Below are 16,744 nucleotides of genomic sequence, written 5' to 3'. Positions count from 1 at the left end.
TGTTTTAGAAAGGGGATTGTTATGGCGAGAAAGCGAGAACGAATGATGGTTATTGTCTTTTTGATTCCAGCGCTCGTTTTGTACGGTCTGTTTGTTTTGTATCCCGTTTTGAATGCGTTTGTAACGAGCTTATACAACTGGCGGGGAATAGGGGAAAAAACGTTCATTGGCCTACAAAACTATCAAAAAATGATGCATGATGAAAACTTTATTAATGCGATTTGGAATACGGGTAAATATGTACTTCTTCAGCTTCCATTAATGCTGGTCATAGCCGTGGTGCTTGCGATGCTAATGGCGTATTCCATAAAGCGTACAAAGTGGGTGGCGTTTTATCGCTCCATATTGTTTTTTCCATACATTTTACCATCTGTGGCAATCGCGATGCTCTGGTCAGCGGCTTTTAACCCCATAAGCGGATTGTTAAACTTACTATTAGAGGCAATAGGGTTAGATGCTCTAAAAGCGGAATGGTTAGGACAGGCGCGCACAGCCTTCGGGTCTATCGTATGGGTGAACATTTGGCATACGGTCGGATTTTATACCATCCTATTATTCGTCGGGGTACTAAATATTTCACAAGAGGTCATTGAAGCGGCTGAAGTGGACGGAGCAAATCGCTTTCAGACAAGCGTGTTTGTCATTTTGCCGATGCTAAAGGACGTGTTGATGGTCGCGGTGATCTTTATTTTAATTAACACGCTTAAAATCTTTGAAATGCCGCAGCTTTTAACGGCAGGTGGACCGAATCGCTCGACTGAACCACTATCGCTTTATATGTTTCAACAGGCATTCTCAAACTACAACTTTGGTTATGCATCCGCTCTTGGCGTTGTGTTCTTTACTCTGATTTTAGGGGCGACTGTTCTTCTCATGCGACTTTCGAAAGGAGAGAGAGCATGAAACGATCAAAAACGATGCACGTTGTCATGATACTTGTCACGCTTCTTATTGCTATTCCTATTTTATGGGTCTTTCTCAATTCCTTTAAAACATCCAAGCAAATTCTCACCGACCCGTGGAGCCTACCGGAGTCTATTACACTAAAAAATTATTTAAACGCGTGGGGAGAAGGAGGACTTGGCGTTGGATTTATAAACAGCGCGTGGATTACGCTTTTAACGGTTTTTTTAATCGTGCTTATTTCTTCTATGTCTGCGTATGTACTTGCTAAAAAAATGTTTCGATTGAAGCGCGTCATTTACCTGCTCTTTTTAATGGGGCTGATGCTGCCGACTTTTCTAGCGATGACACCTTTATTTCTTTTGTTAAATGACATGAACTTGCTCAATACATATGCAGGATTAATTATGGTGTACGTGGCGTTTTCACTGCCGTTTACCATTTTTATGCTAACAGCCTTTTTCAGACAAATCCCTTCTAGTCTAGAGGAAGCAGCGATCATTGATGGCTGTGGGCCGTTTATGGTGTTTTGGCGCATTGTGATTCCGCTTGCTAAGCCTGGGCTTATTTCTGCAGCTATTTTTAACTTCGTCGGCATATGGAATGAATACGTGCTAGCGCTCATCCTTATTAGCGACGATGAATCAAAAACGCTCCCCCTAAAGATGGCGAACCTTATGATGGTTCAGCAATATCGAACGGACTATGGGTCGCTCTACGCAGGAATTATTTTGTCCATTATTCCGGTCATGCTGTTTTATTTGTTCTTTCAGCGACAGTTAATTGAAGGGTCTGTCGCAGGGGGGATTAAGGAGTAAAGAAGAAATCGGTTAATTGGGGAGATGACCAATCCCATTTTTTATTTTGATTGAATAGGTAGGAAACAAACAAGGTGTCAAATATATTTGACACCTTGTTTGTTTTGTCTTAAAATGGGGGTGTAAAACATATTTTACATTATTTTGAATGTAAGGGTGCGGTTCGTATGCAAAACCGAATAAAAGAATACCGTGAGCAGAAAGGGATTTCACAAGGTCAGTTAGCTGATTTATGTAGCGTAAGTAGACAAACGATCAACGCAATAGAAAATAATAAATATGATCCAAGTTTGCAATTGGCTTTTGACTTAGCAGAAAGCTTAGGAGTGAAAGTGGATACTTTGTTTTTAAATGAGGAGAGATGAAGGTTGAGTACGCGGAAAATCAGTGCAATGATTATCGGAATCGCTACTTTAGTAGTGATCGGCTATGCCGTTTTTAAGTTTTTAACAGGAAAAGAAGTTGGTTTTAATGAAGTCGTAACAATTGGAGCGCTGTTAATGATTTTTTTACCCACTATTACGTGGGGCAGTAAGGAAGAAAAAGACGGTATCTTACAAGAAGAAGAGCTGGGACAAAGAATTACGGAAAAAAGCTCGAAAATTAGTTATTTTACGCTTCTGTGCTTTATTTGGATTGCTGTGGCGGCAGATAAATTGATCAATGGTACAATCAATGTCTTTCTATTGGCGATATTAGGTTTAGCGATGTTCACTTTACCACTGGTTGAATTTTTGGTAGCGAAAAAGTATCAGTAGTACATACAACTAGAATCCATCTCATTAATGCTATAAACGATTGTTTTATCGTAAAAAGGTAGGCGTCGATGATGACGCCTACCTTTTTATTTTGCTGCAAGCTGATCTGCAAATTCTTTTGCGTATTCTGGTAAATCAGGTGGGCGACGGCTTGAGATGATATGTCCATCTGTAATGACCGGAACGTCGTGCCAAATAGCGCCAGCGTTTTCCATGTCATCTTTAATACCCGGTGTGCTTGTAACGTTCACCCCGTTTAAAATACGAGCAGAAATGAGTACCCAGCCAGCGTGGCAAATTTGGCCAATCGGCTTTTTGTACTCATCCATATGTTTGACCATGTTCAGTACGGATTCGTAGCGTCTTAGTTTATCAGGAGACCACCCTCCAGGAACTAGAATCGCGTCATAGTCAGCAGGGTTAATTTCATCGAATGAACGATCAGATGTGATCGGTACGCCGTATTTCCCTTTGTACACGGTGTTCGCTTTTTCTCCAACGATATGAACAGTTGCACCTTCCTCACGCATGCGTAGAACAGGATACCATAGTTCAAGATCTTCAAATTCGTCGCTTACTAGTTGAATGATTTTTTTTGATTGTAATCGCATATGTACACCTCCAACGACAGTATATCATTAGAGAGGGAAGAAAGAAAAAAGAGAGGCTTTTTTATTGTAGTATTCAAGCAAGTATGGTTTAATTATTAAATCGTAATTATTACGATTTAATAGAAGGAGGAATATCAACATGGCCAAAAAATCCAAGGTTATCAAACAACAAAAACGAGAAGAGCTCGTGTTAAAATACGCGGAAATTCGCAAAGAATTAAAAGCGAAAGGAGATTATGAGGCGCTCCGTCAGCTACCTCGTGATTCATCGCCAACGCGTTCGGATAGCCGCTGTAAGGTAACTGGAAGACCTCGAGGGTATATGCGTAAATTTGATTTGTCGCGAATTGCCTTTCGTGAATTAGCACATAAAGGTCAGCTACCTGGAGTAAAAAAAGCAAGCTGGTAAAATAAAAAGCGCTCATCGCGAGCGCTTTTTTTTATTTCATATCCTGTAACATGTTATGACGCTGTTCAGGTGTAACAACTGAACAACCGGACTGACATGATTTATTTAACTCGCACGCGGCGCATTTCCCTTGACGACTGCGTTTGACAAAACGAACGATCATAAAAGTCGCATATGCAAAGATCACAATTCCTAATAGAATACTAGCAAGCATGTTTTATCCTCCTAACCCTACCAAACGTCCAATTTGGTAGACAGCAAGTGATAAGATGTACGCAACAATTAGTGCGTACACAATCGAGAAGGCTGTCCATTTTTTAGAGCCTGTCTCTTTTTGAATAACCGCTACCGTTGCTAAACACGGTGTATACAGCAGGATGAATACTAAGAAGCTGTATGCAGAAAGCGGTGTGAAAAAGTGCGGAAGCAGCGTTTGTAGCGATTGACCATCTGGGACGAAATAGAGGATGTTCATCGTTGAAACAACTACCTCTTTTGCTAAGAAGCCAGTAATAAGAGCAGATGCTGCCTGCCACGTGCCGAAGCCTAGAGGTGAGAAAATCGGAGCGAATACGCCCGATACAATCGCCATAAAGCTTTCATCAATTGGAACATTTGCTCCGTGTGGCCCTAAGTAAGAAAGAAGCCAAATGAAGACACTCCCACCGAAAATAAATGTTCCAGCTTTGCGAACAAAGCCTTTTCCCTTGTCCCACGTACTGCGAAGCAACTGTTTCCACTGCGGGATATTGTAAGGGGGCATCTCCATCACAAAATAAGAGCCTTCGTTTTTTAATACCCATGAAAATAGCTTTGCTAAAATAATGGCTACTACAATGCCTAGTACATACAAGGATAACACAATCGCTGCCTGGTGGTCTTTAAAGAAAGCTGCCACAAACAAGCTGTAGACAGATAGCCTTGCCGAGCATGACATTAAAGGCGTAAGTAAAATCGTAATAAGTCGTTCTTTCGGCTGCTCAACCGTTCTTGCCGCCATAATGCCTGGAACATTACAGCCGAAGCCGATGATTAATGGAATAAACGCTTTTCCGTTTAATCCAATGGATTCCATTAAGCGATCCATTACAAGTGCGACACGTGCCATGTATCCTGAATCTTCAATGAGCGAAATAAAGAAAAATAAAATGAAGATTTGTGGTACAAACACAAGCACGCCGCCAACACCGGCAATGATCCCTTGCGTGACGACCGCTCGAATAAAGTCCGTTGCGTTTATTGCGTTTAACAACGAGTCAGCCCAATTGGATAGAGGACCGGCGAAAAAAGCATCGAGCTGATCAGAAATAGGCGTGCCTAACCAGTCAAAAGTGAGCTTGAAAATTAAAAATAAAACGAGTAAGAAAAAAGGAATGCCTAGCACCTTATGAGTTGCGACACGGTCAATATATTCTGTTAAGGGCAATACCTTTTTTTCTACTGGCTTCAACGTTGCTTCCTGTAAGAGCTGCTCAATAAACTGCTGACGATTGTGATGAATAAGGTCAGCAAGGAACGTTCCTTGCTCTGTTATCTGCTCAAAAGCGGACTGCCTGATGGAAGCAAGTTCTGGATACCGCGATTCAATATAAAGCTCGACAGATTCGTTATTAGAAAAGTATTGCAGAGATAGCCAGCGTGAGAAAGAGCTTGGCTGATCAATCATAATTTCTTGTGCGCGTTCAATATGTTCTTCAATTAGCTGATCATACGGCAAGAAAAAGCTATGAGCCTTCGGTGTATAAGATGCAAGATACTGGTTGATTTCTTCACAGCCTACACCTTTTCGTGCGACCGCTGTAAATACTTTCGTCTGTAGACGCGTTTCCAATACATCCGTATCCAGTTCGACACCTTGTCTTTTTGCAAGATCGACCATATTTAACACCATGATTAGCGGCTTGCCAAACTCTAATAGTTCAATAGTTAAATGGAGATTTCGCTCTAAATGTGATGCATTGACAATATTTAAAATATACGAAAACGATTCTTCTAAAAGAAAGTTTGTTGCGACTTCTTCATCTTTTGTTAATGGATTCAGTGAATAGATGCCTGGTAAGTCAACAAGCGGTTGCCCGGTTGACTTTAGCATTCCGACCTTTTTTTCAATCGTCACGCCGCTCCAATTGCCTACGTATTCATATGACCCTGTAAGTTGATTGAACAATGACGTTTTTCCCGTATTAGGGTTTCCGAATAAGGCTGCCTGCATTAAGCTAACTCTCCTTCAATGTAACCGGTATCTTTTCTGCGTAGTCCAATGAGCTGACCAGAGGCTTCAATCATACACGGCCCCCCAAACGGACAGTAGCGGCGAACGCATACGCATTGACCTTCAGAAATGCCCATATCTTTTAAACGTCGCTTTGTTACCGGATGTAAATTTGATAAACGTTGAATTTTAAAGCTTACATTTGGTTTAATTTCGCTAAGTTTCATCATTTATGTAAGTCACCCTTCGACATTGATAATCATTATCATTAAATTCATCCTAACGTAGAAAAGACATTTTGTAAACCGTCTTTTTAGGTGGTGAGCACATTTATGTTATAGGCACAGATCGTTCAATAGAAACGTAGGGACGTTTTTGTTGCCAATGAACATGGACTTGCTGATCAAAGAATGAGCTGAGCGTGCTAGAAGTAAGCAATTGTTTAGTTTCCCCGTGATTGTACAGTTGGCCGCTTTTTAAAAGTAGGGCATGTTTAAAGCAGGGAAGAATTTCCTCTGTGTGATGGGTCACATAGAGCAATGTCGGACCGTCGGATCGCTCACAAAGACCCTCGATAAGTGAGAGTAGCTGTTCGCGTGCAAATAAATCGAGGCCTGTACAAGGCTCATCTAGGATAAGTAGATCAGGGTTCGACATGAGTGCACGTGCGATAAGAATCTTTTGTTTTTCACCTTGAGAGCAGGCGCCGTAAGAGCGGTTCGCAAGATGTAGGCAGCCTACACGTTCAAGAAGAGCAATAGACGAATCGATATCTTCCTGTGTGATGTCTTCGTATAATCCGATGGATGCATACTTTCCGCTTATCACAATTTCTTGGGCGAGTTCTGTAGGGTGAATTCTCTCTTGAAAAGCGGAGCTGACCCAACCGATCGATTTTCGCAGTTCAGGAAGATTAGTTGATCCGAACGGATGTCCTAACACACGAACTTTTCCTCTAGATGGCCAAATGTAACCGTTAATCATATTTAACAGCGTGGTTTTACCTGATCCATTTAATCCAAGGAGAGCACAGTGCTCGTTTTCCATGATTGTAAAAGAGAGGTCTTGAAGAATAAGGTGAGTTCCTCTTTGGTATGTAACGTGTTCTAGTTCAATAATCGGTTTCAAATCAATCACTCCTAAGATCTGAATAATTTTTATTATCAGTCTATTATACAAGTAAGTGGGGGAGACATCAAAAAAGGAAGGTACCTTATGGCACCTTCCTTTTAGTTATTTAGTGTTTTGAAGAGCATCGTAGCCTTCTTCACCTGTGCGAATTTTGATCGCGTTTGTTAATTCATATATAAAAATTTTCCCATCCCCAGGTTTGCCTGTATTGCATACTTTCCGAACCGTATCAACAACATCTTGAACGGGTACTTTACAAACAACGGTTTCTACTTTAATTCGTTCATACATCGTGTTTTGTCGTTTGACACCGCGATATACTTCAGGAAGACCTTGCTGCAAGCCGCATCCAAGAACGTTTGAAACGGTAATCCCACTTACACCAATCTTTGCTAGCTCACTCTTTAACTCTTCAAATTTACTAGGACGAGTGATAATCTCAATTTTCGTTAACACATCAGCCATTTAAATCACCCCTTTTACATACTTGCATCATGGTATGCTCTTTCCCCGTGTAATGTAATATCTAATCCTAATGATTCTTCTTCATCTGTAGCGCGAATGTTTGTAATAAAGCTGACCACTTTAATGATGATGAACGTGACGACTCCAACGAAGAGGTACGTCGCAACAATGGCAACTAATTGTTTTAGAAGGAGACTAGGATCACCATAGAACAACCCGTCTGCGCCACCTGAGTTAACCGATGTGGTGGCGAATAAACCAGTGGCAATTCCGCCCCATGTTCCGCCGATACCATGTAAACCAAAAGCGTCAAGCGCATCGTCATAGCCAAGCTTAATTTTTAACCAGAATACGCCCCAGTAGCAAATAGCGCCGCCGATTAAACCAATTAGGAGAGAAGCAAAAGGTGTAACGAATCCGCATGCAGGTGTAATAGCAACTAGACCAGCAATTGCACCAGATACAGCTCCTAAAAGCGTTGGTTTTTTCGTAATGAGCCATTCGACTCCAAGCCAGCCGATAATCCCAGTTGCTGCTGCAGAACTTGTGTTAATAAATACGGTCATGGCTACATCATTTAGTGTTAACGTACTTCCTACGTTAAAGCCGAACCAACCGAACCAAATAAGCATACCACCTAAAAGCGTAAGCGGAAGGTTATGCGGAGCTGCTGCAGCCGTATTTTTTCTTGTGCCAAGTACGATTGCTAAAACAAGACCAGCCACACCGGATGAAATATGAACGACGTTTCCGCCAGCGAAATCTAACGTACCAAGTTCACGTAACCATCCTCCGACACCCCATACCCAGTGAGCAACAGGTGCGTACACAAGTAGTGACCATAAGATAGTAAAAAGAATAAAAGCGCCAAATTTCATACGTTCTGCAAATGCTCCAGAAATCAGGGCTGTTGTTAGTACAGCGAAGGTTAATTGAAACATCATATACAAGTTATGCGGAATAGTTTCACTATAGTCACCGTTTGGCTTAAAGCCTACATCTTTTAAGCCGACCCAATCAAAACCGCCAATAAAGGCGTTTCCGCTTGGATTGAACGCGAGTGAATATCCAACTAACACCCATAGCACAGAGACAACAGCGATTGATCCCATGCTGTACATGGCTGTACTAAGGACATTTTTGCTTCGCACCATACCTCCGTAAAATAGTGCGACTCCTGGAGTCATAAGCCAAACAATTAAAGTAGCGAAAAACATAAATACTGAATCACCCATATGCATCATCAATTCCCCCTCATAGTATGTGTGTAATTATGACTATCTTATGTTAGTTTTTATAACATGTTGTGTTATATTTTGTATCATATGCCACTTGTGGAGAAATTTCAATCACTTTTTTTAAGAATTCTGTAAATTTATTCAAGTAAAGTGAAAAAGGGAGGGAAGATTAAGGAGATAAAATTCCTTATATGAAAGTAAAGAAAGCGCTATCTTATAATAGGAAGAAACGCATAAATTTTTTTTGAAAAGAGCCGGTATTGAAAGGTGATTAGATGAAAGCTAACCTTGTGCTGAAGCCTATAACTCTGTATAATCAAAAACTGTGTTGAAAAAGGGGAGCTGCTAATTTGATAGGGATTGGCAGATGAAGGTGTGAAAAGTACATAGGGGATGGGGAGACTATTACATCAGGAGGTCACAGATGAAACAAGTACGTTTACCATCAATGTTTGAAATTGTATGTGTACTGACTCTGTTTTTACTGATCGTGTTTTCATTCACGTCTTATTTCGATCTCCCTATTCAACTGGCCTTATTTATCTCATGGTTTTTAGCCATTATTTTAGGCTTGCGATTAGGGTACCGTTATCAAGATTTGCAGGGCATGATTACAAAAGGAATCTCAAACGGTCTAGAGGCCATTTTAATCTTAGTTTCCGTCGGTGCGTTAATCGGAACGTGGATTGCTGGAGGAGTGGTACCAACTCTTATTTATTACGGATTTGAATTCATTCATCCGAGCATTTTCCTGCTTGCTACGTTAGTGATTTGTTCGATTACTTCTCTTGCGACTGGAACGTCATGGGGGACGGTTGGAACAGCTGGTATTGCGATGATGGCGATCGGACAAGGATTAGGAATTCCACTTCCGCTCGTTGCAGGTGCGGTGCTTTCTGGTGCCTATTTTGGTGACAAGCTTTCACCGCTGTCAGACAGTACGGTGCTTGCTGCTTCAATGTCGAAAGTTGACGTTATTTCGCACGTTCGAGCAATGCTTTATTTGGATATTCCAGCCTATATTATTACGGCCTTACTCTTTACTGGAGTAGGATTCAAGTATGGTAGCAAACATGTAGACTTAGATAAAGTTTCATATCTTCAAGGGCAGTTGACGAGCACGTTTGATATTCACGTTTGGATGTTAATTCCTGCTGTATTTGTCATTGTCATGCTCGCGCTTAAAATGCCGTCGATGCCGACGATTGCAGCCGGATCGCTTCTTGGTGTGCTGTGGGCCGTTTGGTTTCAAGATATGTCCTTTGTCAAAGCGCTTGGTACGGCTTACAATGGTTTTTCCATTGATACAGGTGTTAAGTTTATGGACGATCTGTTAAATCGTGGCGGTATTGAAGGAATGCTTGGCTCTGTAGCTGTCATTATCTTCGGACTCGGCTTTGGTGGACTGTTGGAGCATTTAGGCGTGCTCAAAGTCATTGTCTCGAAGTTTCAGCACAAACTACATTCTGCTGGTAACGTAACGCTCTCAACGCTTATTGTAGCGCTACTAGGTAATATTTTCGGGTGTGCGATGTATGTATCGATTATCTTAACCCCTAAAATTATGGAGGACAGCTACGATAAGCTTCGTATCGACCGCCGGGTTCTCGCACGTAATGCAGAGGTTGGTGGTACGCTAACTTCTGGAATGGTTCCGTGGTCTGATAATGGCATTTTCATGGCTGGTATTTTAGGTGTCTCAACGCTATCTTATTTGCCGTTTATGTGGTTAAGCTTTGTATCAATTCTTCTTGCGATCATATATGGCTACGCGGGGAAATTCATTTGGTATACGGATAAACCGGCTGAAAACACGCAGGTTTCATAAAAAAAAGACCGCATTTTTGCGGTCTTTTTTATGTTCCTTGTACGCGGAGATCACCGATACTGTGCTCCATATGCTGATCAATAAGGGAGAGAAGTTCATCGCTATCTCCGTTTTCAATCGCTTGTACCATATGTTCATGTTCGGCAAACCGCGTATTATCCGGGGAATCGATGTGGTAAAAGGTATCAAGTAAAAAAAGATACACGTTCATCTGATTAAGCATCTGCTCCATATAGCGGATCAGGAATTTATTTTCACTTTTTTTCGCTAGAAATAGATGAAATTGCTTATTGATTCTGACGTAATCGTGTAGATCTTTTTGTTCGTACGCCTTTTTTTCTTCGTCTAAAAGCTTGTGGAGTTCAGTGAAATCCTCTTCTTGCACCTTCGGTAAACCATATTTAACCGAAAGATATTCAAGCTCTTTGCGAAGATCGAAGAATGCTAAAATTTCTTGAATGGTTGGCTGTACGACAAATGCACCTCGGTTTGGAATCATTTCAATTAATCCCTCTGCCTCAAGTCGTTTAAAAGCGAGACGTATGGGAGTACGGCTAACTTCGAGTTCTTTTGCAATCGCTTGTTCCGTTAACTGCGTGCCAGGTGCAATGCTTCGAGATAACAAACTGTTTTTTAAATGCTGATACACGCGACGTTCAATCGTGTCTCGTTCACTCACAATGATCACCTCTTAATTCAAATAAATTTGATAAAATATGTAGAAGAATAAACTATTTTTAACAATCATGCATTAGAGAGCTACTTTGTGTGAGGAGATGTCTTCAAGGTGGGAGGGTAACACTTATATAGCCTGAAAGGCATAAAGACCTTGAGTAAGTGTAGTATATCACAAATTAAAATGCACATGAATGAAATTACCTATAAGAGCTCGGATAAGGCTTAAAAATAAAAATTACCCGCTACCTAAGCTTGGCGACGGGTAATTTTTTATTCACGGTATAGATTAGTGATTTTCCATGTAGTGCCCGTATAATGCAGATCGGCTGCGTACGAGACTGTTTGATTATTAGCAAGCTTAACCGAAAAATGACTTGTCTTTTGATCAAGCAAATTCGGGTTAGAATCTACATACTGAAAACTAAAATCTTTGATGTGAAGCTGTTGAAGTGCTTTTGCGTCTGAGCTTTCATCACTTTCAAAAAATCCGGAAAGGTTTTTCTGTGGCTGATCTCGTATCGTTTTTAAAACGGTAATAATTAGCTTTTCAGCGCTCATCGGCTCACTTGCTGTTCCATCGCGTGTGATGATCATCTCATGATAACCAGATAGCTGAATCGTATTACGAGATAAATAGGTAAGTTTCATCGCGCCGAGTGATTTCCCTGTGGATGTAAATATGTCTAGGCTTACGACGGGTTGTGCATTAGCGGATTGTGTGGCTTTTCCGATTTTATACAGACCGTCTAATCGATCATGCCGGCTGCTAGAATAGAAGGTGAATGTGCCATTATACCCCAACTGCTTTTCCTCTTGAAAGGTTACATCCGTCCACGTCCCGTTATTGGCTGACCATTCACCGCGGAAATCACGCTTTGGACTAATAGACTTTTCGTCGTTAGAAGAAGCGGATGAAGTTAAAGTCGGCAAGATTGAGTGTAGCTTTTGATCCGACGCAAAAACAGAAAATTTTTCTGCTAAACTCGTCTTCAGAGACGATGGGAAGGAGTAATAAATATACATCCAAAGTGAGAGGTTAAGGGCGAATAGCAAAAGAATCGATAGATTTGTTTTTTTACTCATGGTTGTAGTCTCCTCTCTATCTTTGAGTTTTTTGTCAGCGCTCAAGTTCGAAGTATAATCAATACTAGTTATCGGCTGTATTTCGTAAAAATACATAGATTACGATAAAATAATGGAGAAAAGAAAGGGGAAAATGACGATGAATTTACTAGATCAAGCAATCGAGTTTGCGGCTGTCGCTCATGACGGTCAATATCGAAAAGGAACGCATATTCCTTATATTATGCATCCAGTGGCTGTAGGATTCGCGTTGCAGCGGTTAGGATGTGAAGAACCTGTTGTGATTGCAGCTATTTTGCACGATACGGTTGAAGATACGGAGGTAGAGCTTATCGATATTGAAACACGCTTTGGCACTGAAGTAGCACGGCTTGTTCAAGGAGTAAGTGAAGAGGATAAGGGATTAACGTGGGAAGTTCGGAAGCAGCATACAATTGAGGCATTAAGTGAAGCAGATGAAGGCGTAGCGTTAATTACGATCGCTGATAAAATTCATAACCTTCGTTGCATCTTAGAAGAATTCAGGGAAAAGGGAGAGCGGGTATGGGAGAAATTTAACCGCGGGAAGGCGTTACAAGAATGGTATCACCGGTCGATTTATGAAGCCACCTCAACTCTTCAAACAAAAGCGGTTCAACAGCTTAGAAGTGAATACAAGCAGTGCATAGACGTCATTTTTCACGCCAAATAAGCTCTGCGTACAGAGCTTATTTGGCGATGGTCTATTTTTGTACATTTGTTTGAATGGAAAGCGTACTTCCGCTTCCATTTACCGTTGTTTGTGCTTGATCGAAGCTAATGATTTCCACAACAATCGGAATTCCAAGTGACAACAGTGCTGTTGGGATCGTTACATAAAAAGGGGTAAGATTCACGTTGGAATTAACGGCCAAGAGTTGATTGACGTAAATGTTGTAATAGCCATCCTGTGGAATTGGAAATCCAGAGCTTGGAACGGGATTGCCTTGTGCGTCTTTAAACGATGTATAAGGAATTTGACTAGATAAAAGACTAACGACGGTAGCCGTATATTTGTAGGATTTGACGTTCACGTTCGTCTTACCAGATGATTGAACGGTTCCAGAAGCGCTAGACTGTGCTTCAATAAACATTTTAATTAATTTTGGAGGCAATTCAAATTCCCCCTTCATCATAGAGGTTTAGGTTTCAATCGTCGTGTCCACTTGAAGATTTGCAAGGTCAGCCGTCGAAGTAGAGGTTGTACTGCTAAAATCAGCAAATTCCACAACAACCGGTACGCCTACGGTTAGAAGAGCTCCGTTTACGGTTAGGGTGCTATTGCTTAGCGTTGTAAGTCCGTCTTGTTGCAGAACGCTGTTAATGTACACGTTGTAATAGCTTTCTGCATCAAGTGTAGGGAAGGCGGTCACCGCATTTCCGTTATCGTCGACAAATTGTGTGGCGGGAATGGATGTATCGGTTGTTAATAGATTTCCAGCAATCACGGTGGCATAGTAGCGAGTTACGTCGGGTGTGACGGTTGTATCGGTTGTAACATCGACGCTTCCGACAACGCTAGAAGTAGCTTGTATGAAAAGCTTAATTAATTGTGCAGGCATACGAGAATCTTCCTTTCGTTGATAAAATGACTGCTTGTCAAGTTGGTCTGAGCAACGCATGAAAACGACTGCTCATCTCTTTATCATATGCGTTTTTCGTTGGTGTGGTTCGTTACCACGCCTCAAAAATAGTAATGTATTCAACGATGATCGGACTATTTACAAGTGGCGGATCATCAACAAATAGCAGTTCTCCCTCTTTGAGAGAATAGGTAGGAGGGGGCTGAATCATGCCGTTTACATACACATTAACAAGTGTGCATTGATTGGGATTAAGAATGGCGCTAGAACGGTCAATTAGTGATGCTTCTTGATCTGTATAGAACCGTTTTACACCATCTGAAAAAGCAATATACATTTCGCTGAATCCGTATGCTTTGTTGATGCGTGCAGTTGGCGCAAGTACGATGCGTTGAAAGATCACCGGATGATGTAGAGGTGGTGGATCAAGTGCGTAGATGGTGAGGAGAGAGTCAGCTTGGTAGATAGAAGAAGGTTGAATACAACCATTCACATACAGCTGCTGAAGCAAAGCACGTTCAAAAGGAAAGTCGAGATGAAAAAGAGAATCGCATCCATTACCAGCAGTAAAGAAGAATTGCTGTTGAATAGGAACGAGATCGTTCATTAAGGTCGATGAGTAAAACGAATGAAATTGTAAAATGACGGGCACACCTTTTAAAGGGATATCCTCTGTCAGAAGAGTTACTACACCTTTGTTATATGCATACGAATGTGGAGGCTGTAGCACACCGTTTACGTACAAATTGGCATAGCTGACCTCACTCGGATCGGGAATGGATACGGAGTTATAGAGTGCTAGCGCATTCTCATCAGTAAATGAGGCCGTGAGTCCATCTGCAACACATACAAAATAGCTTGTTTGTCCTTGGATTTTCTTTTTATGTAGAGGAACCAAGGGAAGAGAAACGCTCTGAGATAGGCAGAAGGGACGACAAGATGTCTCGTTCTGGATCATCCCGCTAGCCTCCCAGTAAAACCCTCCTTTAGACAAATCGGAAATCGTCAATGAAGATACATGAAATGAATCCAAAGATACGGTGCACATCTCGTTAGGCACATCGTCGAAAAGATCAGAGCATGAGCGAGAGGAAAAAATTTGCCGACCAACTTCGTCACCGCTGTGAGTAATGAGAAGAAGAAAGTAAATGCGGGCAGAAAGAGAATACGAATGCTGATTGTCACCGCAACAAATACTTAACCAGTTCTCATCAAACGATGAGGTATAGCAACCATCTTCATCGACGAGATAAACGGCGAAGGTAAACGAATCAACAGTGAGTGTATCAAGAGGAATCATGGCATTTTACCTTCTTTCTGCAGACATTTTAGTCCTTCTTATTAGCCCGTAGACGTCGTATATGGGTACTAAGAGTGCATATTTTACTATATGCCTCAAACATGTACTTTATCCAAATAAAAAGTGTTAATGATGGGGAGATAGTGAACATTTGGGGAGAAAAAGTTTCACGTCGTTAGGAAAAATGGTATTGACACTGAAAAAAGTTCTTGCTATATTACAAGAGTATTACGCGATGAATTCAAATTATTTGTCGTTATGATATCAACAGCTAATTGAATAAACTTCTCATATATCCTTAGGAATTGGCCTAAGAGTTTCTACCCAGCAACCGTAATTGCCGGACTATGAGTGAAATACACATATAGCAAACTTTTTATTGTACGATAATAAGTTTGCGCCAATTGCCATAGGCAATCGGCCCATCAATGAAAGTCTAGATGGATATATTTCACTTTTACGTCTCGCAAAAGGTAGAAATATAACTCATCTAGGCTTTTTCTATTTTCAGAGGTCAGACGTCAGATATACAACGTCTAAATAGAGGAGCGTAATATACACATACATTTTGGAGGGGTACAACATGAAAAAGAGATGGGCTTTAGCATTACCAGTCGTTTTAGCAGCAGGAACAGTACTAGGAGCGTGTGGAAAAGGAGCAGGATCGAATTCATCTGATTTTCACATCGGGATGGTGACCGACCAGGGCGGGATTGATGATAAATCATTCAATCAGTCTGCATGGGAAGGGATCGAGAAGTACGGAAAGGATCATGATATGAAAAAAGGGACGGACTTTAAATACATTCAGTCTACGTCTCAATCAGAATTTGAGCCGAACCTATCTAAATTTGTTGATGCAGATTATGATTTGACGTATGGAATTGGGTTTTATCTAGAAGATGCCATTCAGCAAATGGCGGAAGAAAATCCAAAATCACGATTTGCTCTAGTCGATAGTTTACTGCTTGATAAAAATTCAAAGCCCGTCTTTTTAGATAACGTTGTAAATATTACGTTCCGTGAAGAACAAGGTTCCTTCTTAATGGGAGTTATTGCAGCGAAGCAAACGAAAACGAATAAAGTTGGTTTTGTAGGTGGCGCCAATTCTCCATTAATTAAAAAATTCGAAAATGGCTTCAAAGCCGGCGTTAAAGCGGCAAATCCAAAAGTAGAAGTATATTCACAGTACGCAGGAAGCTTTAACGAAGCAGACAAAGGATCAACGATTGCTTCTGCTATGTATGACAAAGGTGCAGATGTCATTTATACAGCAGCCGGTGGAACAGGAAACGGTGTGTTCACAGAAGCGAAAAATCGCAAGAAAAAAGGTCAAGACGTTTGGGTTATTGGGGTAGACCGTGATCAGTATCAAGAAGGAATGCCAGAAAACGTAACGCTTACATCGATGGTGAAACGTGTCGACGTGGCAACATACGATATTTCAAAACGTACGGAGAAGGGGAACTTCCCTGGCGGAAAAGAAATCGTATACGGATTAAAAGAAAATGCAATTGGACTCTCTCCAACGAAGAAAAATTTATCAAAAGAAGAATTAGCAGCTGTAGATGAGTGGAAGAAAAAAATTAGTGACGGCGAAGTGAACGTTCCAAAAACAGACGATGAGTTTGCCTCTTTTTCTGTTAAGTAAAGGAGGAATGAAAAGGTTGTCTACGAGAAGATTCATATCTCTTAGACAATCTTTCTTT

At 41.1% G+C, this 16,744-nt stretch carries 20 protein-coding genes and 1 riboswitch; of the genes, 8 read left to right on the top strand and 12 right to left on the bottom strand.

Translation table 11 applies throughout. The annotated features are described in order from the left end of the window. Positions 1–21 precede the first annotated feature (21 nt). The 4 genes from AMD01_RS17195 to AMD01_RS17180 all read left to right on the top strand — a co-directional run bounded on the left by AMD01_RS17195 (position 22) and on the right by AMD01_RS17180 (position 2,479). Positions 22–903, top strand: coding sequence for a carbohydrate ABC transporter permease (locus tag AMD01_RS17195; RefSeq protein WP_053402680.1), 882 nt, complete (start codon positions 22–24; stop codon positions 901–903). Further along, positions 900–1,721 (top strand): carbohydrate ABC transporter permease, encoded by an 822-nt coding sequence (locus tag AMD01_RS17190; RefSeq protein ID WP_053402679.1) that lies wholly within the window; start codon positions 900–902, stop codon positions 1,719–1,721. Before AMD01_RS17195 ends, AMD01_RS17190 begins: the two co-directional genes overlap by 4 nt. A gap of 167 nt (positions 1,722–1,888) precedes the next feature. After that, positions 1,889–2,086, top strand: coding sequence for a helix-turn-helix transcriptional regulator (locus AMD01_RS17185; protein WP_053402678.1), 198 nt, complete (start codon positions 1,889–1,891; stop codon positions 2,084–2,086). Between the two features lie 3 nt (positions 2,087–2,089). After that, positions 2,090–2,479, top strand: coding sequence for a hypothetical protein (locus AMD01_RS17180; protein WP_053402677.1), 390 nt, complete (start codon positions 2,090–2,092; stop codon positions 2,477–2,479). A gap of 86 nt (positions 2,480–2,565) precedes the next feature. On the opposite strand, the gene AMD01_RS17175 is transcribed toward AMD01_RS17180, so the two are convergent. Continuing rightward, positions 2,566–3,090 carry a type 1 glutamine amidotransferase domain-containing protein gene (locus tag AMD01_RS17175; protein WP_053402676.1) on the bottom strand — a complete coding sequence of 175 codons (525 nt, stop codon included), beginning with the start codon at positions 3,088–3,090 and terminating at the stop codon, positions 2,566–2,568. A 139-nt stretch (positions 3,091–3,229) separates the two neighbouring features. Between AMD01_RS17175 and rpsN the strand changes: the two genes are divergently transcribed. Continuing rightward, on the top strand, positions 3,230–3,499 hold the full coding sequence (gene rpsN / locus AMD01_RS17170; protein WP_053402675.1) for a 30S ribosomal protein S14: 270 nt from the start codon (positions 3,230–3,232) through the stop codon (positions 3,497–3,499). A gap of 31 nt (positions 3,500–3,530) precedes the next feature. On the opposite strand, the gene AMD01_RS17165 is transcribed toward rpsN, so the two are convergent. From AMD01_RS17165 to AMD01_RS17140, 6 genes are all read right to left on the bottom strand, one after another. After that, on the bottom strand, positions 3,531–3,713 hold the full coding sequence (locus tag AMD01_RS17165) for a FeoB-associated Cys-rich membrane protein (RefSeq protein WP_053402674.1): 183 nt from the start codon (positions 3,711–3,713) through the stop codon (positions 3,531–3,533). A gap of 3 nt (positions 3,714–3,716) precedes the next feature. Further along, positions 3,717–5,711 carry a ferrous iron transport protein B gene (gene feoB, locus AMD01_RS17160; protein WP_053402673.1) on the bottom strand — a complete coding sequence of 665 codons (1,995 nt, stop codon included), beginning with the start codon at positions 5,709–5,711 and terminating at the stop codon, positions 3,717–3,719. Then, positions 5,711–5,941 (bottom strand): FeoA family protein, encoded by a 231-nt coding sequence (locus tag AMD01_RS17155; protein ID WP_242175471.1) that lies wholly within the window; start codon positions 5,939–5,941, stop codon positions 5,711–5,713. The genes feoB and AMD01_RS17155 overlap by 1 nt, the downstream gene beginning before the upstream one ends. Positions 5,942–6,041: 100 nt before the next feature. Next, complete coding sequence (locus AMD01_RS17150; protein ID WP_053402672.1) at positions 6,042–6,839, bottom strand: ABC transporter ATP-binding protein; 798 nt, start codon at positions 6,837–6,839, stop codon at positions 6,042–6,044. A 105-nt stretch (positions 6,840–6,944) separates the two neighbouring features. Next, positions 6,945–7,307: a P-II family nitrogen regulator gene (locus AMD01_RS17145; protein WP_053402671.1), complete on the bottom strand. Its 363-nt coding sequence runs from the start codon at positions 7,305–7,307 to the stop codon at positions 6,945–6,947. A 14-nt stretch (positions 7,308–7,321) separates the two neighbouring features. Then, the gene (locus AMD01_RS17140; RefSeq protein WP_053402670.1) at positions 7,322–8,548 is read right to left on the bottom strand and encodes an ammonium transporter; all 1,227 of its coding nucleotides are present in this window, start codon (positions 8,546–8,548) and stop codon (positions 7,322–7,324) included. A 421-nt stretch (positions 8,549–8,969) separates the two neighbouring features. Between AMD01_RS17140 and nhaC the strand changes: the two genes are divergently transcribed. Further along, on the top strand, positions 8,970–10,373 hold the full coding sequence (gene nhaC, locus AMD01_RS17135; RefSeq protein WP_053402669.1) for a Na+/H+ antiporter NhaC: 1,404 nt from the start codon (positions 8,970–8,972) through the stop codon (positions 10,371–10,373). Between the two features lie 28 nt (positions 10,374–10,401). Here nhaC and AMD01_RS17130 read toward each other — a convergent pair whose 3' ends face one another. Further along, entirely contained in the window at positions 10,402–11,052 is a 651-nt protein-coding gene (locus AMD01_RS17130; protein WP_053402668.1) for a GntR family transcriptional regulator, read from the bottom strand. Positions 11,053–11,321: 269 nt separating this feature from the next. Next, positions 11,322–12,134, bottom strand: a complete 813-nt coding sequence (locus AMD01_RS17125) for a hypothetical protein (protein ID WP_053402667.1) — start codon at positions 12,132–12,134, stop codon at positions 11,322–11,324. A gap of 139 nt (positions 12,135–12,273) precedes the next feature. On the opposite strand from AMD01_RS17125, the gene AMD01_RS17120 reads away from it, so the two are divergent. Further along, entirely contained in the window at positions 12,274–12,825 is a 552-nt protein-coding gene (locus AMD01_RS17120) for an HD domain-containing protein (RefSeq protein ID WP_053402666.1), read from the top strand. Between the two features lie 31 nt (positions 12,826–12,856). On the opposite strand, the gene AMD01_RS17115 is transcribed toward AMD01_RS17120, so the two are convergent. The 3 genes from AMD01_RS17115 to AMD01_RS17105 form a co-directional block, all read right to left on the bottom strand. Continuing rightward, positions 12,857–13,267 (bottom strand): DUF4183 domain-containing protein, encoded by a 411-nt coding sequence (locus AMD01_RS17115; RefSeq protein ID WP_053402665.1) that lies wholly within the window; start codon positions 13,265–13,267, stop codon positions 12,857–12,859. Between the two features lie 27 nt (positions 13,268–13,294). After that, positions 13,295–13,714, bottom strand: coding sequence for a DUF4183 domain-containing protein (locus AMD01_RS17110; RefSeq protein ID WP_053402664.1), 420 nt, complete (start codon positions 13,712–13,714; stop codon positions 13,295–13,297). Positions 13,715–13,826: 112 nt separating this feature from the next. Continuing rightward, positions 13,827–15,035 (bottom strand): DUF4183 domain-containing protein, encoded by a 1,209-nt coding sequence (locus AMD01_RS17105; RefSeq protein WP_053402663.1) that lies wholly within the window; start codon positions 15,033–15,035, stop codon positions 13,827–13,829. Between the two features lie 268 nt (positions 15,036–15,303). Next, positions 15,304–15,403: riboswitch (purine riboswitch) on the top strand. Between the two features lie 215 nt (positions 15,404–15,618). On the opposite strand from AMD01_RS17105, the gene AMD01_RS17100 reads away from it, so the two are divergent. Further along, complete coding sequence (locus tag AMD01_RS17100; protein ID WP_053402662.1) at positions 15,619–16,686, top strand: BMP family lipoprotein; 1,068 nt, start codon at positions 15,619–15,621, stop codon at positions 16,684–16,686. Positions 16,687–16,744 lie beyond the last annotated feature (58 nt).

This window comes from Priestia koreensis (assembly GCF_001274935.1).
GTDB lineage: Bacteria > Bacillota > Bacilli > Bacillales > Bacillaceae_H > Bacillus_AG > Bacillus_AG koreensis.
The sequence above is the reverse complement of the archived record's forward strand: the minus strand, read 5'-3'. Positions and strand labels throughout refer to the sequence as shown.

Bases quoted from the DNA above. Each gene is read 5' to 3' on its own strand.
- AMD01_RS17195 (WP_053402680.1), top strand. From the start codon at position 22: ATGGCGAGAAAGCGAGAACGAATGATGGTTATTGTCTTTTTGATTCCA.
- AMD01_RS17190 (WP_053402679.1), top strand. From the start codon at position 900: ATGAAACGATCAAAAACGATGCACGTTGTCATGATACTTGTCACGCTT.
- AMD01_RS17185 (WP_053402678.1), top strand. From the start codon at position 1,889: ATGCAAAACCGAATAAAAGAATACCGTGAGCAGAAAGGGATTTCACAA.
- AMD01_RS17175 (WP_053402676.1), bottom strand. From the start codon at position 3,090: ATGCGATTACAATCAAAAAAAATCATTCAACTAGTAAGCGACGAATTT.
- rpsN (WP_053402675.1), top strand. From the start codon at position 3,230: ATGGCCAAAAAATCCAAGGTTATCAAACAACAAAAACGAGAAGAGCTC.
- AMD01_RS17165 (WP_053402674.1), bottom strand. From the start codon at position 3,713: ATGCTTGCTAGTATTCTATTAGGAATTGTGATCTTTGCATATGCGACT.
- feoB (WP_053402673.1), bottom strand. From the start codon at position 5,711: ATGCAGGCAGCCTTATTCGGAAACCCTAATACGGGAAAAACGTCATTG.
- AMD01_RS17155 (WP_242175471.1), bottom strand. From the start codon at position 5,941: ATGATGAAACTTAGCGAAATTAAACCAAATGTAAGCTTTAAAATTCAA.
- AMD01_RS17145 (WP_053402671.1), bottom strand. From the start codon at position 7,307: ATGGCTGATGTGTTAACGAAAATTGAGATTATCACTCGTCCTAGTAAA.
- AMD01_RS17140 (WP_053402670.1), bottom strand. From the start codon at position 8,548: ATGCATATGGGTGATTCAGTATTTATGTTTTTCGCTACTTTAATTGTT.
- nhaC (WP_053402669.1), top strand. From the start codon at position 8,970: ATGAAACAAGTACGTTTACCATCAATGTTTGAAATTGTATGTGTACTG.
- AMD01_RS17125 (WP_053402667.1), bottom strand. From the start codon at position 12,134: ATGAGTAAAAAAACAAATCTATCGATTCTTTTGCTATTCGCCCTTAAC.
- AMD01_RS17120 (WP_053402666.1), top strand. From the start codon at position 12,274: ATGAATTTACTAGATCAAGCAATCGAGTTTGCGGCTGTCGCTCATGAC.
- AMD01_RS17110 (WP_053402664.1), bottom strand. From the start codon at position 13,714: ATGCCTGCACAATTAATTAAGCTTTTCATACAAGCTACTTCTAGCGTT.
- AMD01_RS17105 (WP_053402663.1), bottom strand. From the start codon at position 15,035: ATGATTCCTCTTGATACACTCACTGTTGATTCGTTTACCTTCGCCGTT.
- AMD01_RS17100 (WP_053402662.1), top strand. From the start codon at position 15,619: ATGAAAAAGAGATGGGCTTTAGCATTACCAGTCGTTTTAGCAGCAGGA.